The sequence below is a fragment of the Sphaerisporangium dianthi genome, assembly GCF_042654065.1.
Lineage (GTDB): Bacteria > Actinomycetota > Actinomycetes > Streptosporangiales > Streptosporangiaceae > Sphaerisporangium > Sphaerisporangium dianthi.
The window spans coordinates 107725-123157 of sequence record NZ_JBHSFP010000004.1 but is presented as its reverse complement, the minus strand read 5'-3'; the positions used below and the strand labels follow the sequence as shown (position 1 = coordinate 123157).

Annotated in this window: 13 protein-coding genes; 2 read left to right on the top strand and 11 right to left on the bottom strand. The window is 71.6% G+C overall.

Annotated elements, in window-relative coordinates; translation table 11 throughout:
• The first annotated feature begins 382 nt into the window (after positions 1–382).
• Positions 383–868: a hypothetical protein gene (locus ACFO60_RS08415; protein ID WP_380838859.1), complete on the top strand. Its 486-nt coding sequence runs from the start codon at positions 383–385 to the stop codon at positions 866–868.
• 540 nt (positions 869–1408) lie between these two features.
• On the opposite strand, the gene ACFO60_RS08410 is transcribed toward ACFO60_RS08415, so the two are convergent.
• Positions 1409–2053, bottom strand: coding sequence for a GNAT family N-acetyltransferase (locus ACFO60_RS08410; RefSeq protein WP_380838858.1), 645 nt, complete (start codon positions 2051–2053; stop codon positions 1409–1411).
• A 163-nt stretch (positions 2054–2216) separates the two neighbouring features.
• Complete coding sequence (locus ACFO60_RS08405; protein ID WP_380838856.1) at positions 2217–3491, bottom strand: pyridoxal phosphate-dependent aminotransferase; 1275 nt, start codon at positions 3489–3491, stop codon at positions 2217–2219.
• Positions 3492–3588: 97 nt separating this feature from the next.
• On the opposite strand from ACFO60_RS08405, the gene ACFO60_RS08400 reads away from it, so the two are divergent.
• A complete protein-coding gene (locus tag ACFO60_RS08400; protein WP_380838855.1) occupies positions 3589–4569 on the top strand; it encodes a LysR family transcriptional regulator in 981 nt (326 codons plus the stop codon).
• A 104-nt stretch (positions 4570–4673) separates the two neighbouring features.
• Here ACFO60_RS08400 and ACFO60_RS08395 read toward each other — a convergent pair whose 3' ends face one another.
• From ACFO60_RS08395 to ACFO60_RS08355, 9 genes are all read right to left on the bottom strand, one after another.
• A complete protein-coding gene (locus ACFO60_RS08395; RefSeq protein ID WP_380838853.1) occupies positions 4674–5060 on the bottom strand; it encodes an SCO5389 family protein in 387 nt (128 codons plus the stop codon).
• A gap of 112 nt (positions 5061–5172) precedes the next feature.
• Positions 5173–6129 carry an ATP-binding protein gene (locus ACFO60_RS08390; RefSeq protein ID WP_380838852.1) on the bottom strand — a complete coding sequence of 319 codons (957 nt, stop codon included), beginning with the start codon at positions 6127–6129 and terminating at the stop codon, positions 5173–5175.
• A gap of 259 nt (positions 6130–6388) precedes the next feature.
• Positions 6389–7957 carry a serine/threonine-protein kinase gene (locus ACFO60_RS08385; RefSeq protein ID WP_380838850.1) on the bottom strand — a complete coding sequence of 523 codons (1569 nt, stop codon included), beginning with the start codon at positions 7955–7957 and terminating at the stop codon, positions 6389–6391.
• 110 nt (positions 7958–8067) lie between these two features.
• Positions 8068–8505 (bottom strand): RrF2 family transcriptional regulator, encoded by a 438-nt coding sequence (locus ACFO60_RS08380; protein WP_380838849.1) that lies wholly within the window; start codon positions 8503–8505, stop codon positions 8068–8070.
• On the bottom strand, positions 8505–9362 hold the full coding sequence (locus tag ACFO60_RS08375; RefSeq protein ID WP_380838847.1) for an ABC transporter permease: 858 nt from the start codon (positions 9360–9362) through the stop codon (positions 8505–8507). Before ACFO60_RS08375 ends, ACFO60_RS08380 begins: the two co-directional genes overlap by 1 nt.
• A complete protein-coding gene (locus ACFO60_RS08370; RefSeq protein WP_380838845.1) occupies positions 9359–10204 on the bottom strand; it encodes an ABC transporter ATP-binding protein in 846 nt (281 codons plus the stop codon). The genes ACFO60_RS08375 and ACFO60_RS08370 overlap by 4 nt, the downstream gene beginning before the upstream one ends.
• A 169-nt stretch (positions 10205–10373) precedes the next feature.
• Entirely contained in the window at positions 10374–11429 is a 1056-nt protein-coding gene (locus ACFO60_RS08365; protein ID WP_380838843.1) for an ABC transporter substrate-binding protein, read from the bottom strand.
• Between the two features lie 179 nt (positions 11430–11608).
• On the bottom strand, positions 11609–13930 hold the full coding sequence (locus ACFO60_RS08360) for a glycoside hydrolase family 95 protein (protein WP_380838841.1): 2322 nt from the start codon (positions 13928–13930) through the stop codon (positions 11609–11611).
• Positions 13931–13983: 53 nt separating this feature from the next.
• Positions 13984–15390 (bottom strand): LCP family protein, encoded by a 1407-nt coding sequence (locus tag ACFO60_RS08355; RefSeq protein WP_380838839.1) that lies wholly within the window; start codon positions 15388–15390, stop codon positions 13984–13986.
• Between the last annotated feature and the right edge of the window lie 43 nt (positions 15391–15433).

The window sequence follows — 15433 nt, the reverse complement described above, 5'->3', positions numbered from 1 at the left end:
TCTTGACCAGCCATTTTCTCTGCTTCCCCACCCTTAAGACAGTTCTATTTCCAAATGATAGGTCCCCACATGCTTTCTGCCCTATGCGACCGCCCTCGCGTTAATCGAGTCGTTGATTCCTCGTTGATCTGGCGTTGAGCGGTCCCGGCGATGCTGATGGCACGTCGAACGTGGCCCCGCTGAACGGGGGCGGCCGCGGCCGGCGGCGGCGCCACCGCCGGATCCGGGTCTCGGGAACCGGGGTCCGGCAGGGGTAGGCAAGCCCCTTGCAGGCGGAGGTAAGGCCGTTGTAAGCGTTCTGCAGGCGCTGGGCTCTATCACTTAGGACATAAGCCCCGAGGCAGCAAGCACACGGGGGAGACCCTCATTAGGAGAACCACAAATGCGCCACTCCATCCGCAACGTCCTCGGCCTCGCCGCCGCCTCCGCGGTGATCGCGGTGGGCCTCCCCGCCGTCGCCTCCTCGGCCTCCGCGGCGACCGCCACGAAGACGGCCTCGGCCTCGAGCTATGACTACGACGACTACTGGGGCTACTACTACTCCAAGTACTACGACGGCTCGCGGGCCAAGGCCAAGGGCCACGTCTACGAGGACGAGGACGGGGACTTCCACGTCGAGGGCAAGCTGTACGACAAGTACTCGCCGGGCTGGCTGTGCGGCTACGTCCAGGTGAAGTTCGAGGACGAGGACGGCGACGAGTCGACCTACTGGGCCAAGAAGTGCGGCTCCAGCGGCTACCGCTACTTCCACTTCTCCTCGAGCGACGTCGACAGCATCCAGGTCCGCACCTGCTACTGGTCCAACCACCACGGCGCCAAGAAGTACTGCGGCCGCTGGAACTACATCTACGAGACCGACGGCGAGTGATCCACGCCGCTGATGCGTCCGCCGGACGAGGCCCCACGCCTCGTCCGCGCGGCGAGCCCGCGGCACGTTGGGGACGTGCCACGGGAGCACCACAGGGGACGCCCCAGGAGGTTGAACGGGGGAAGTGACACCTCCTGGGGCGTTATCACCGGGGAGACCCGGAAGACGCGGGGACGGTACCGGGGAACCGGCGCACGGGGGGTGCGCCGGGGAACCGGGCGGGGGCGACGCCGGGGAGCCGGCACGCACGGGGGGTGCGTGCCGGGGAACCGGAGGGTAGGGGGGCTGGGGCCGGAGAACCGGAAGGTTGTGGGCTGGGTCCGGGAACCGGAAGGTACGGGGTTGGTGCCGGGGAACCGGCGCACGGGGGGTGCGCCGGGAAACCGGGTGACACGGGGGTGGTGCCGGGGAGACCCGGAGAGCAGGGGGAGCTCGAAGTACACGGGGAACAGCAGGGGGAGAACACACAGCCCGCCCGGCGGCCGATGAGGCTGCCGGGCGGGCTGTGCGTTCCATGGGTTCATCGAAGGTACGGGGGTCTCACGCCGCTTCCACGAGGCCGAGCCTCGCGTGCATCCGTTCTCGGACCGCAGGCCACTCGCAGCTGAGGATGGAGTAGTACGCCGTATCTCGGACCGTGTCGTCGGCGCCTCGGGTCTCCGCCCGCCGCACACCGTCGAGGTGTGCGCCGAGGGCTTCGATGGCGGCACGGGAACGCTGGTTGCGTACGTCTGCTTTGAGGGTGATGCGGTGGACCTGCCAGGTCTCGAAGGCGAGCGAGAGCATGAGGTACTTGCTCTCCCGGTTCACGCTGGTGCCCTGGGCCGATGCGGCCAGCCAGGTGTAACCGATGTCCGCCACGGACGGGACCTCTCCCACCACGCCCCGCGCGCCGGGAGGCCAGGGCAGGGGTCCCTGCCAGTACTCCAGGTGCATGAGACGGGTGGCACCGACGATTCTGTCGGTGTGCAGCCACCGGATGGCGAAGGGCATGGTGTGGCCCTCCGCCTGCTCAGCCAGAGCAGCCTCGACGTACGAGGTCATCTCTTCCCGACTGGCGGGAACCCGAGTGAAGGCATACGTGGAGCGGTCTTCACTCGCCGCGGCGACCAGGTCGTCGACCACCGCGAGGCTGAGTGGTTCCAGGCGCACGGAGCGCCCGGACAGGGTGACGAAAGCGGGCATGAGCACATGATGAGGGCTCTATGGCGGACTCTGCACCAAATCGGATGGAACATCTGGGTGAGTGTCCGGGAAAGCCGTGATCATGTAAGTAAAACAGCAGGTCAGGGGCGTGATCGCGATGATCGTCCGGCCCTGCTCGACGGTAAAGGTTCGGTAATGGGGATCAGGGCGTCACGGGTGCGAGCGCGGGGGTGATCCAGGCGTCCGGACGCCCCTTCTCGGTGAGCGCCGCGAGGGCGTCGTCCAGGTGGCCGAGCGAGGCGGCCACCCAGGGCATCCGGAGTGGTTCGCGGCTCTCGAGCGTCGCCAGCCGCCGCTCCTCGCCCTCGCCGTACAGCAGGCTCGTGGCGACCCGCACGCACGGGTTTCCGGGCCGGTCGCCGAAGGCCGTCCCAGGCAGCACGCCGATGCCGTGCCGGTCGAGCAGCGCCGCGCTCAGCTCTGCGGAGGTGCCGAAGCGTTGCAGCGGGGTGAAGTCGGGATAAAGGTAGAAACCGCCCTGAGGCTCCGCCACGATGGCGCCCGCCCGGGAGAAGCGGCCGGCCACCTCCCGGGCCACGACGCCGTGCAGTCTCCTGCTCGCGGCGACCCGCTCGACCAGTTCCGGCGGCTCGGTGTAGGCGTACGCCGCGGCGCGCTGCACCGGGGCGGCCGGGCTGGACCAGATCTCGGACGCCACGGCGAGCACCGCGTCCCGCAGCGGACGCGAGGGCACGCGCGCCACACCGATGCGCCACCCGCCGAGGGCGAGGCTCTTGCTCAGCCCGCTCGTGACGACGGTGCGCTCGGGCGCGACGGCGGCCGGGCTGAGGAAGGCGGCGCCGGGGTCGTGGACCAGGTCGCGGTAGATCTCGTCAGAGATGATCACAAGGTCCAGCTCGCGGGCCACCTCGGCCAGTCGCCGCACGGTCCGCGGCTTCGCGAGCCTGCCGGTCGGGTTGTCGGGCAGCGTCACCAGCACCGAGCGGACGGCGCGGCCCCGGGCGCGTGCCGCCAGCACGGCCGCCTCCACCTGCTCGGGATCCGGCGTCCCCCCCTCGCCGGGGGGCGCGGGAACCATGATCGGGTGAACGCCCGCGAGCCCCGCCTGCGCCGCGTAGCTGACCCAGCTCGGCATCGGCAGCACGATGTCGCCGCCGATCGCCAGCAGCAGGGCGTACAGCAAGGGCTTGCTGCCCGGACCGCAGACCACCAGGCCGGGATCGGTGGGCAGCCCCCGGCGCTCCCAGTAGCCGGCCGCCGCCTCGCGCAGGGACGCGTCGCCCGCGACCGGCCCGTAGGCGTTCTCCCGCGACGCCGCCTCCAGGCGCTCGCGCAGTGCCGGGTGGACGGGGAGCCCTGCCTCGCCGAAGGCCAGGTTCAGGATCCGTTCCCCGGCGCGGCGTCTTCGGGCAATGTCCTCATTAGCGGCCAGTGTGGCCGAAAGTGTGACGTTCATGGTCATAACCTCCTAGTGATTGGGGACCTGCCCAGCTTGAACGGGTACACCCATCGGTACAAGCGAGGCTTTTCGGTGGTGAGCATAAGGAGATCCGATGCTCGACTTACGGCGGCTGTCCCTGCTCCGCGAGTTCGCCCGCAGAGGCAGCATCGCCGCGACGGCGGCCGCGCTCGGATACAGCGCCTCGGCGGTGTCGCAGCAGCTCGCCGCCCTTGAACGCGAGGCAGGCTCGGCACTGCTGGACCGGACGTCGCGTAGCGCCGAGCTCACGGAGGCCGGGCATCGGCTCGTCCGGCACGCCGAACGGATCCTCTCCCTGGTGGAGACCGCCGAGTCCGACATGTCCGCCCACGCCGCCACCCCATCGGGCCGTGTGCTCCTGACCGCCTTCCCCACGGCGGCCGTCGCGTTCGCCCCGGTCCTCGTACGGTCGCTGCGCCGGCACACCGGCCTGACGCTGCGGCTGCGTCAAGGACGTTCGGGCCGCGGGATCAGGGAGGTCGAGGCGGGCGAGGCCGACATCGCGCTCGTCGACGACTGGTACGGGGGCATGCGCACGCGCGGCACCGACAGCCTGCGCGTGCTGCCGCTGCTGCACGACCCCATCGTGCTCGTCGTGCCGCGCCGCCACCGGCTGGCCGACCCGTCGGCGCCGGTCGACATGCTCGCGCTGCGCGACGAGCCGTGGATGGCCGCCCCCGACGGGGAGCCCTCGCGGATGGCGGTGGACCGGCTGCTGTCGGACGTCGGAGGCGCGCTGCCCGTGCCCTGGGAGTTCGAAGGGCTCGGCACCATCCTCAGCCTGGTCGCCAAGGGCATCGGGATCGCCGCCGTGCCCGCCTTGGCCCTGGCCGCCGGCGTACGGGGCGTCGTGGTGCGCGAGATCCCCGGCAACCCGATCACCCGGGAGGTGCGGGCCGTCGTCAGGACGGCCAGTGTCAACCGCCCGTCCGTCGCCGCGACGCTGCGGGCGCTGCACGTCGCGGCCCGCTACCTCGCCGCCGACCTCACGCCCGTCCGGTCCTTCGCCGATCAGCGCACGGGACCGCCGCGCGCGGCGGAGGCCGTGCGGTGAGGCCGTGCGCTGAGGCCGGGAGTGAAGGCGGCGCGGGGAAGGACGGGACGAGGCGCGGGTCCGCGGGCCCGGCGGTCCGGGCGCGCGACGGGTTCACATCGGCGTCAGCAGTCGACCAGGTCGGGCCGCTGGTTGAGGATCTGGGCCCGCGCGGTGACGAACTCCGCGTGCGCCTTCTCGGCCGTGGGGTCGAACACCGCGACGCGGTGGCAGTTCTGGAACGCGAGCCGCACGCCGAAGTGGCGCTCGAGCGCGCCGCGCATCGCGTCGCTCGCCAGGCAGCGCAGCAACTGGCCCCGCGCGGCCTCGTCGGGTGGCGGCGTCTGGTTGTCGGCGAACTCGGCGCCGCTCTCCCGGCGTTCCCGGACCAGCCCGGTGATCAGCGACCAGGCGTACGGAAGGGAGTCGCGGACGCAGGCGACGAACGCCTCGTCGTCCACGTCACCGGCGCGGGCTTGGTCGATGAGCTCGTTCGGAACGGTCAGCGACATGCTGGGTTCTCCTCTCGAGGTGGGCGAATCCGACGTTAGGCGTCATGCCGGGCCGGCTCTAGGTGGCGGAGGGGGGACAGTCGTGTGGGCGCGGACCGAGTGCGCCGGCGCGTCATCCCGCGGGGACCGCGGGGCGCTCGCCGAAGACGAAGCCGTGGTCGATCTGCTCGAGGAGGTCCTCCCCGGTGGCGCGGTTGGCCCAGGCCCGCGCGTTGCGGACGTGGAACTCGATGGTCTGGCGGCCGAACCGCTCCCAGTCCTTCTCCTGCTCCCGCACGCGGCCGAGAAGGACGCCGAGAGCCTCATGATTGGCCGGCTCCAGATCGGCGAGGGTGAACGCGCGGCCCTGCTCCATCGCGCGGATCGCCGGGGAGTGCTCGAGGCACACGAGCAGGTCGTCGCCCACCTGGTCTTCGAGGAACGCCACGTCGGCCGCCGAGTGGACCTTGTTGCCGACCACCGCGATGGGCACGCCGAAGTCGCGGGCGTGGTCGCGGTACTGGCGGTAGACGCCCACGCCCTGCCGGGTGGGCTCGGCCACCAGGAAGGTCATGTCGAAGCGGGTGAACATGCCCGAGGCGAAGGAGTCGCCGCCGGCGGTCATGTCGACGATGACGTACTCGTCGCGCCCGTCGACCAGGTGGTTGAGGAACAGCTCGACGGCGCCGACCTTGGAGTGGTAGCAGGCGACGCCGAGGTCGTCCTCGCTGAACGGGCCGGTGACCATGAGGCCGAACCCCTGGACGGTGGTCGTGAACCGGTCGGCGAAGAAGGGGTCGGTGAGGCCGACCAGCCGTGACCCGCGGCCGGGCGGCGTCGTCTTGACCATGGAGGCGGCCGAGGCGATCAGCGGGTTCTCACCGCGCAGGTATTCCTTGATCTCGCCGATGTGGGCGCCCAGCGGCTCGGGCAGGGCGGCCGGGTCGAGGCCGAGCACCAGGCCCAGATGCTGGTTGATATCGGCGTCGATGGCGACGACGGGACCGCACTGCCGTGCGACGTACCGGGCGAACAGGGACGACAGCGTGGTCTTGCCGCTGCCGCCCTTGCCGACGAAGGCGACTCTCATACGCGGAATCCAACCTGGTTATGAAAACCATTGCAAGTATCAACGGCCGTGACATGCCGCGCGTCGTCTCCAGTGCCCCTTATGTCCATATAGGAAGAACCAGGGGCGCGGTTCGTCCACAGGCTGTGGACGGCGTCGCCTGACGGGACGGCGTCGCCTGACGGGGCGGCGTCGCGTGGCGGGACGGTGTCACCTGGCCGGACGCATCACCTGGCCGGACGCGTCGCGTGGCCGGACGGCGTCGCTTCGCCGGGGGAGGTCAGGTGCGGGGGCGGTGGTGCTTGAGGACGGAGTCGAGGGTCGGCTTGAGCCGGTCCCATTCCGTCCGGGTCGTCACCCAGTCGATGACGTTGATCCTGTCACCGGACACGATCATCCGCTGCACCTCGTGGTAGGGCACGCCCTTGACGGCCCACGAGTGGTAGCCGGGGCCGGTCCAGGTGCTCTCCCACTCGGCGATGACGACGCGCTTCGCACGCGCCGGCTTCGTCGCCCCGGTGCTCTCGGCGGCGGGGGACCCGGTCGCCGCCGGAGACGACGGGGGCGCGGCGGGGAGCTTCTCCAGGCGGACCCTGCGGTACTTGCGCACCGAGGAGGACAAGGACGTCTCCACCTCGGCGAGCAGATCCAGCGGGTCCCGTCCGCCGGAGTCGATGACCTCCACGCCGAGGTAGGCGGTGCCCGTGGGGGCCGCCCAGGTGTGATGGCCATCCTTGACGGAGAACCGCCAGTCGCGCGGGACCGCGGCCCGGAAGCCGTCGTCGGCGTCGTACCACTTCAGCCGCAACCGGCTCGGGGCGGGCGAAGCCGTCCCGGCCGAGGCCGCACGGCTGGACAGCACGCCCGACGTGGGCGAGCCCGAGGAGGACGAGCCGCCGTCCGGGACGGTGGTGGCCGTGTCCGAGGGGCGCAGCGCGGCCCATCCGCCGATGGCGACCGCGATCGCGACGGCCACCGCCACGCCGGCCGGCAACCTGGTACGGCGCGAGAGCCGGCCGCCGGCCGCGGCCTGCGGCGGCGCCGGCGAGCGGAGCGGTTCGAGCAGTTCCTTGGCCTGCGAGGCGCTCATCCGCTTGCCCGGGTCCTTGGCCAGCAGGCCGGCCAGCGCCGGGCGCAGCTCTGTGGGCACCCGGGCCAGTTCGGCGTCCTGGGTGAGCAGCGAGGCCAGCGGGCCCATGGAGTTCTCGAACGGCGGCCGGCCGACGACGGTGGCGAAGAGCGTCGCGCCCAGCGACCACAGGTCGCCCTCGGGGGCGGCGGTCGCGCCGTCGAGGCGTTCGGGCGCGACGAAGCCGTGAGAGCCGACGGTGCCGCTGTGCTGCGTGTAGGGGTCCTCGAGCGAGGTGGCGATGCCGAAGTCGCTGAGCACCACCCGCCCGTCATAGCCGATCAGGATGTTCGCCGGCTTGACGTCGCGGTGGACCACCCCGGCCGAGTGGGCGATCGACAGCGCGGTGAGCACCTCGCTCGCGATCGTCGCGGCGCGGGGCACCGACAACGGGCCCTCGCTGCCGATCACCCGGTCCAGCGAGCGCGAGGGGACGAGTTCCATGATTATCCAGGGATGCCCGTCCTCCTCCGCGACGTCGTAGACGCCGACGATGGTGCGGTGGTTGAGCCGCGCCGCCGTGCGCGCCTCCCGGGACGTGCGGTGGAGCATCTGGAGCCGCTGGCGCGAGTCGACCCTGCGCGGGACGAGGACCTCCTTGACGGCGACCGGCCGGTCGAGGAGGGTGTCGTGCCCCTCCCACACCATGCCCATGCCGCCCTGACCGAGGGCCCGCACCAGCCGGTACCGCTTCACCACCAGTTGCCCAGGAGTTCCCATCCAGAGTGCCCCTTCGCGGGCGATAGAGCCAGAAGTCAGCAGATGGGAAGTCTTCCACAGTTGCCGCCACCGGCGCGCTCCAACCATGGTGCCCGGTGAGCGGAGGACGGTCAGTGGGGCGGCGCGGAGAGGGGAGGTGACGAGAGCGGCGGGAGGGAGCCGCTGGCGATGTGGGCAAGGGTGATCTCGGTCAGCGTCGCGTTCTCGAACGTGCGCAGGGCCGTCCACACCTCGGCCAGCGGCTCCGCGACGCCGGGGAACCGCTCGCTGTGCGACGGCACGCCCTCGATCACCAGGATGATGTCGGCCAGCGTGATCTCCGTGGCCGGCCTGGCCAGCCAGTACCCGCCGTCGGGACCTCGCTGGCTCTCGATGAGCCCCGCGCGCCGCAGCTGGAGCAGGATGTTGTCCAGGAATCTGCGGGGGATGTCCTGGGAGCTCGCGATCCGCTCGGCGGACACCGGGCCCGACGGAGCGGACGCGAGCTGCGCGGCGGCGAGCTCCGCTGTGGCGCGCAGGGCGTACTGCGTTCTGGCGGAGATCCGCATCAGCCGACGCGCTGGTCGAGCCCCCAGCGACGCCGGAGAGCGTTGTCGGCCGCACCGAAGCACATGTCCACGACGATGCCGATGACGAGAATCACGATCATCGTCGCGAGCAGGCCTGGGGCGTCGGACAGTTCGCGCGCGTTGTCGAGCTGCTCGCCGATCGACGTCTGGTGCGCGATGATCACCAGCAGCTCTCCCGCCATGAGGGACCGCCACGCGAACGCCCAGCCCTGCTTGAGGCCGGACAGGAACGACGGCAGCGACGCGGGCAGGATGACGTGCCGGTACAGCGCCAGGCGCCGCAGGCCGAGGATGTGCCCGGCGCGCAGCAGGATCGGCGGGGTGTAGTCCACGCCGGCGATCAGGCCGTTGGCGATGGACGGCGCGGCGCCGAGGACCACCACGAACAAGATCGCGCTCTCGCTCAGCTTGAACAGCAGGATCGCCAGCGGGAACCACGCGATGGACGGCATGGTCTGCAGACCCGTGATCAGGGAGCCGAACGCCGCGCGCAGCGGCCGGACCCGCGACACCGCGGCGCCGACGACGAGCCCCACCAGCACGGCGACGGCGAACCCCGTGATGGCGCGGCGCATGGTCACCGCGACGGCGCCCCAGAAATCGGGGTCGCCGAGACGGTGCCCCAGCTCTCCGAGGACCGTGATGGGGCCGGGCAGGACGTACTCGGGACGCCAGCCGGTGAGGACCACCACCTCCCAGATGGCGAAGACGAGGATGATCGCCGAGATCATCGGCCACGCCCGCGCCCAGACGCGCGCGGCGACGCCGCGCCGCTCTCCGCCGGACAGCTCCAGGGCGTCCAGGCCGGCGAGCTGCTGGGAGACGTCGGCGGTCATCGTTCGGCTCCGGCGGAGACGGCGCCGGCCGGGGTGGCCTGCCGCGCGGGCCGCGCGTGGCGCAGCACCTCCTGACGGAGCCGGTCGGTGATGCCGGAGGCCAGCTCGGCGACCTCACCGGAGTCGGTGCGGCGGGGCCGGGGCAGGGTGACGGGGTAGTCCTCGATCACCGTGCCGGGCCTGCTGCTCAGAAGGACCACCCGGTCGCCGAGGCGGACGGCCTCGCGCACGTTGTGCGTCACGAACAGCACGGTCAGCTGACGCTCGCGCCAGATGCGCTCCAGCTCGTCGTGGAGCAGGTCGCGGGTCATGGCGTCCAGCGCGCCGAAGGGCTCGTCCATGAGGAGCACGTCGGCGTCCTGGGCGAGCGCCCTGGCGAGCGCGACCCGCTGGCGCATGCCGCCGGACAGCTCGTGCGGCCGCTTGGCGCCGAAACCGCTCAGGTGGACGATCTCCAGCAACTCGGCCGCCCGCGCGCGGCGCTCCTTCCTCGTCGTGCCGCGGGCGCTGCTGGTGACCCGCAGCGCCAGCTCGATGTTGGCCGAGACCGTGAGCCACGGGAACAGGGCGGGCTCCTGGAACATCATCGCGATGCGCGCGCCGGCCGTGTCGATGCTCCCGGTGGTCGCGCGGTCGAGCCCGGCGACCAGGTTGAGCAGCGTGCTCTTGCCGCAACCGGACGCGCCGAGCAGGCAGACGAACTCGCCCTTGCCCACCGACAGCGTCACACGGTCGAGGGCGAGCAACTCCCTGCCGTACACCTTGGAGACCGCGTCGAGCCGGACCGCGGGCTCGTGCCCGTCGATCCGGCTGGAGCGCAGCTCCTTGATCGGAGCCGTCACTTTCTCTCCTCACCCGGCACCGCCGCCGGCCGGTGGCCGTGGGCGCCGTGTCGGCTGTTTCGACCTGGGGCGCCCCGCCGGCCGGGGGCGCCGGCGGATCGGGGCGGCCTGCCCGCCCGGCCGCGGGGGCCGGACGGGCCATGGTGCCCGCCCGTGAGGGCGGGGCCGGTCACTTGTCGTTCACCGCCTGCTGGCCCTTGGCGGCGAGCACCTCGTTGAGGATCTTGAGGTCGTAGATTCCGTTGAGGTCCACCGGGTCGAGCAGGCCGACCTTCTGCGCGTGGTCGGCGCTGGTGATCAGGGAGGACGCGATCGGGTCGTTGGTGAAGGTGATGTTCTTGAACGCGCTGTCCAGCACCTCGGGCTTCAGCGGCTTGCCCGTGAGCTCCTTCAGCTCGGCGTTGATCGCCTCTTTGGCGCCCGCCGGGTCGGAGGTGATGTAGGCGGTCGACTCGACGTGCGCCTCGATCAGCTTCTTGACCAGGTCGGGGTGCTCCTTGAGGAACTGCTGCCGGACGATGAGGTGCGTGATCACGAACCTCTTGTCCGGCCACAGGTCGGCCTCGGTGACCAGGATCTTGCCCTTGCTCTCGAGCACGAGGCGGCTGGCGAAGGGCTCGGGGACCCACGCGCCGTCGATGTCGCCGGTGGCGAAGGTCTGCAGGGTCTGGGAGTTCTCCTGAGGGACGATGGAGACGTCGCCGCCGCCCTTGGTGTCGGTCTTGATCCCCTTCTCCTGGAGCCAGTAGCGCAGCGCCACGTCCTGGGTGTTGCCGAGCTGCGGCGTGGCGATCTTCTTGCCCTTGAGGTCGGCCACGTCGTTGATGGTTGGCTTGACGACGAGGTAGACGCCGCCCGAGGCCGCGCCCGCGACGATCTTGATGGCCTCGCCCTTGGACTTCGACCAGGCGTTGATGGCGGGGTTCGGCCCGATGTAGGTGGCGTCGACGGCGTCGGAGAAGATCGCCTCCGTCGCGGCCGGTCCCGCGTTGAAGGTGGCCGTCTTCAGCGTGGCGCCCGAGCCGAGCGCCTTGGCGAAGAAGCCCTTCTGGACCCCGACCAGGGCCGTGGAGTGCGTGATGTTCGGAAAGAAACCGAGCCTGACCTCGGTCTTGGCAGCTTCGCCGCCGGAGGATCCCCCATCCCCTCCGCAGGCAGCCGCGAGGGCGGTCACCGCGACCGCGGCCACCACGGCCGCCATCCCTCGTAGCCTGCGAACCCTCATGTACCTCTCCCTAATTCCTACTTAATAAGTCGGTTAAGTGCCATAACACGACATGGAACGCGTCATGTCAAGCGGAAGAGGGGTTTCCGGCGCTCGTCGTTATCGGTTCGTGCTCGATGCGAGCCCGTCTACCAGGGCGTATGGCGATATATGCGCATATTCGGACGCGGCGGCGTCGGTCAGCCGCCGACGGCGACGCGGTACGCCTGCCCGGCGCTCGCCTGGAACGCGGCGGTGTCCCCCTCGACGGAGCACGGGACGTGCGTGCGGCAGCCGTTCAGGAACGCCGGGTTGCGCAGCCGCACCTCGCCGTCGCGACCCGGCAGGACCCGCACCTCCACCAGCGCGCCGTCCCGCCAGGAGGCGCCCACCGTGTGGCCGCCTCGGGCGCGCAGCCCGTCGAAGGAGCCGCACGGCCACGCCGAAGGCGGCGCGGGCAGCACGTCGATCACGCCGAGGTGGCTCTGCAGCAGCATCTCGGCGATGCCGGCCGTCGTCCCGAGGTTGCCGTCGATCTGGTGCGGCGGACGCGTGCTCCACAGGTTGGGATGCGTGCCGAGCCGGATCTGCTCGCCCAGCAGGCGGTGCGCCCGGTCGCCGTCGAGCAGCCGCGCCCAAAGGCTGACCTTCCAGGCCCGGCTCCAGCCGGTGCCCCCGTCGCCCCGATGCTCCAGCGTGACCCTGGCGGCGTCGCCGTACTCGGTGCACGGGTGGACGCGGCGGCCCGGATGCAGGGCGAACAGGTGCGAGACGTGCCGGTGGGTGTCCTCGGGGTCGTCCCAGTCCTGCCGCCACTCCTGTAACTGCCCGAACGACCCGACCCGGAGGCCCTCGTCCAGCTCGCCGAGGGCCTTGAGTATGCGGTAACCGGGGTCGACGCCGAGGTCGTCGGCGGCCTCGGCGGTGTTGGCCAGCAGGTCCCACACGACCTGCTGGGAGACGGCGGCCCCGGCCGAGAACGGCCCGTGCTCGGGCGAGTGGCTCGGGGTCACCACCAGGCCGCCGTCCTCGGTCAGGTTGTCCAGCCAGAGGTCCGCGGCCTCCCTGAGCACGGGGTAGGCGTGGTCGCGCAGATAGCCGAGATCGCCGCCGAACAGGTAGTGCTCGTAGAGGTGCTGGGCGAGCCAGGCGGCGGCCTCGGGGAACCAGAACGCCGTCGGCCGATCGTGCACGCCGGTGAACCCGAAGGGGTTGGTGCTGGAGTGCACGACCCAGCCGGACGACCCGAACATGGTCGCCGCGGTGATCCTTCCGGGGGTCCGCAGCGCGTCGACGAAGCGCAGCAGCGGGACGGCGCACTCGCCCAGCGCGGTGACCTCGGCCGGCCAGTAGTTCATCTGGACGCTGACGTTGGTGTGCCGGTCGCGGTTCCACGGCGGGGCGGGGCTGTCGTTCCACAGGCCCTGGAGGCCGGCCGGCAGCGGTGAGTCCTCGCGGGAGCAGGCGATGAGGAGGTAACGGCCGTAGGCGAACAGCAGCGTCTCGAGCGCCCGGTCGCCGGACCCGCCCCCGCCGTACGCGGCGAGCGCCTGGTCGGTCGGCGGAGGGCAGGCCGCGGCGTCGCCGCCGACGTCGAGCCTGACGCGGCCGAACAGGGACCGGTGGTCGGCGACGTGCTCGGCGCGCAGGTCGGCGTAGGCCCGCGCGCACGCCCGGTCGACGTGCGCGGTGACCGCCTCGTGCGGGTGCGGCCCCCGATAGTGCGGGTGGGAGCACGCGTAGTCGGTGCCCGCCGAGAAGACCAGCGTCACCGCGTCGGCCCCCCGCACCGCGACCGCGCCGGCCTGGTCGGTCGTGCTGCCGCCTTCCGCGGTCACCTGCACCTGTCCCTCGTACCGCAGCCCGTTGTCCTCCAGTGCGCCGCGCAGCGTCAGCCGGCCGCGGGCCACGCCGTACTCGGGCGGCGCGGTGAGCGGGCCCGGTGACAGGCGCACGGTCAGGGAGATCTGGCCGGGACGGTCGGCGGTCAGGCGCAGGACGATGACCCGGGCGGGGTGGCTGGCGAAGTACTCCCTGCTGTGGCGCACATCGCCGGCCGTGTAGCCCACGGTCGCGACCGCCGTCGTCAGGTCGAGCTCGCGGCGGTAGTCGCGGACGCCGCCGGCGAAGGACGGGGAGCCGAATTCGAGCAGCAGGTCGCCGAAGGGCTGGTAGGCGCCGAAGCCGGGGATGTGGCCGTCCATGCCGGCGACGTTGCCGAGCAGACGGGCGGCCTCGTCGGGGTCGACGCGGCCTTCCCCGGCGATGCGCCGTCTGACCTCGGCCAGGGCGCCCGGCCGGGGGGCGGGCCAGTCGCCGTACCGGTAGCCGCCGGGCCCGGCGTCCTTGGACCCCGGGCCGCCGGTCCACAGGGTGCTCTCGTTCAGCGCGACGCGTTCGGAGCCGAGCCGCCCGAATACCATCGCGCCGAGCCTGCCGTTGCCGATCGGCAGCGCCTGCCGTTCCCACGAGTCATGCTCGTCCGGCCCGTCCGCGGGACGGTCGTACCACAGGCTCAGCATGTCTCCCCGATCAGCGTGGTGATCGACTGAATCCTAACGGGGTGTTATGAGAATCAGTTACAAGAAGCGTCAGGTGACGGCCGTTCCGCTCGGGTGGGTGTGCCGGACGGCGATCCGGAGGCGCGCGCCCCGGCGGTGGCCTGGTCGTCCTTGCGCCGTGCGCCGGTGTCCTCGGGCAGGGGGACGCCGGTCGTGGCCGACACCTTCTCTTTGATGAGCTGCCAGTCGGGGGCGGCGGTGTCGATGAGCGGCGGGACGAATTGCACGCTTTCGAGGCGAGCGTCCTTTATCTTGCGAGAAAGCGTTATAAACGCAGGAAGTGATTCTTGGGGTATATCTGTGGATATGTAGTGTTTCGCCGCATCGGCGAGCCGGTCGAAGCTCCTGATCACCGTGAGCGGGTCGGCCTGCCTGGCGACCGCGTCCAGCAGGCACCGCTGGCGCCCCATGCGCACGTAGTCGTCGCCGTCCGAGCGGGACCGGCCGAACCACAGTGCCTGCGCCCCGGTCAGCCTGCGGGTGCCCGCCCGCAGCACGCCGCCCTGCAGGCCGTACGGGATGTCGTGCTTCACGGTGACGGTGACGCCGCCCGTCGCGTCGATGATCCGCGCGAAGCCCTTCATGTCGACCATCGCGTAGTAGTCGACGGGGAGGCCGAGGATGCCGCCGATCGTGCGTTTCAGCAGCTCGGGCCCGCGCCGTCCCGCGGGGACGCCCGGCACCGCCGCCGGGTGGTCCTCGCCCCACTGGTACACCTCGTTGAGCAGGCCCGGATGGCCGGGCGTGCCGTCGCCGGCGAAGCCGAAGGGGAACATCCGCCGCGCCGGTCCCCCGGGCATGGGCACGTGCTGCAGGTTGCGCGGCAGGCCGAACAGCACCGTCCTGCCCGTCCTGGTGTCGACGGCGGCCACCGACATGCTGTCGGTGCGCGCTCCCGGACGCCCGGACGCGGCGTCCGCGCCCAGCAACAGGATGTTGACGCGGTACCTGTCCTGCCAGGGATCGACGGCCGTCGCGGCGCCGCGCTCGGCGAACACCGTCGTCACCACCTCCCGGCCCACATAGGCCAGGCGGGCGGCGTAGAACGAGGGCAGCAGGACCGCGGCGCACATCAGCCCCACGGCGGACCGCGCGAGCGCGCCCCGAACGCCGCCGGGAGCGGGCGGGCGCAGCAGCCGGTAGGACGCGACGATCACGACCGCCCAGGCCAGGCCGGTCATCGTCGCCGCGACGGCCAGCCCCGCCAGCCGGTCGGGCCGCACCAGCAGGGCGAGCGCCTCTGGACGCAGCACCGTGGCCGCCGCCGTCACGCTCGCGACCAGCGACGCGTACGCCGAGAGCAGCGCGAGGCCGGCCGTCCGCCGGCCGGCGCGCAGATGGGCGAGGCCCCACACCAGCGCGGACGCGAGGGTGAGCCCGAGGGCGGCGCTCAGCGGCCGTGGGCCCGGTTCACCTCTCATCGGCAGCGCCTTCCAGGGATCGTCACCTCGCCAGCAGTTGATC

What these genes read in the sequence shown, in the direction of transcription:
- ACFO60_RS08410 (WP_380838858.1), bottom strand. Translation starts at nt 2,053, where the DNA reads ATGCCCGCTTTCGTCACCCTGTCCGGGCGCTCCGTGCGCCTGGAACCA.
- ACFO60_RS08365 (WP_380838843.1), bottom strand. Translation starts at nt 11,429, where the DNA reads ATGAGGGTTCGCAGGCTACGAGGGATGGCGGCCGTGGTGGCCGCGGTC.
- ACFO60_RS08385 (WP_380838850.1), bottom strand. Translation starts at nt 7,957, where the DNA reads ATGGGAACTCCTGGGCAACTGGTGGTGAAGCGGTACCGGCTGGTGCGG.
- ACFO60_RS08405 (WP_380838856.1), bottom strand. Translation starts at nt 3,491, where the DNA reads ATGAACGTCACACTTTCGGCCACACTGGCCGCTAATGAGGACATTGCC.
- ACFO60_RS08415 (WP_380838859.1), top strand. Translation starts at nt 383, where the DNA reads ATGCGCCACTCCATCCGCAACGTCCTCGGCCTCGCCGCCGCCTCCGCG.
- ACFO60_RS08395 (WP_380838853.1), bottom strand. Translation starts at nt 5,060, where the DNA reads ATGTCGCTGACCGTTCCGAACGAGCTCATCGACCAAGCCCGCGCCGGT.
- ACFO60_RS08380 (WP_380838849.1), bottom strand. Translation starts at nt 8,505, where the DNA reads ATGCGGATCTCCGCCAGAACGCAGTACGCCCTGCGCGCCACAGCGGAG.
- ACFO60_RS08375 (WP_380838847.1), bottom strand. Translation starts at nt 9,362, where the DNA reads ATGACCGCCGACGTCTCCCAGCAGCTCGCCGGCCTGGACGCCCTGGAG.
- ACFO60_RS08400 (WP_380838855.1), top strand. Translation starts at nt 3,589, where the DNA reads ATGCTCGACTTACGGCGGCTGTCCCTGCTCCGCGAGTTCGCCCGCAGA.
- ACFO60_RS08390 (WP_380838852.1), bottom strand. Translation starts at nt 6,129, where the DNA reads ATGAGAGTCGCCTTCGTCGGCAAGGGCGGCAGCGGCAAGACCACGCTG.
- ACFO60_RS08360 (WP_380838841.1), bottom strand. Translation starts at nt 13,930, where the DNA reads ATGCTGAGCCTGTGGTACGACCGTCCCGCGGACGGGCCGGACGAGCAT.
- ACFO60_RS08355 (WP_380838839.1), bottom strand. Translation starts at nt 15,390, where the DNA reads ATGAGAGGTGAACCGGGCCCACGGCCGCTGAGCGCCGCCCTCGGGCTC.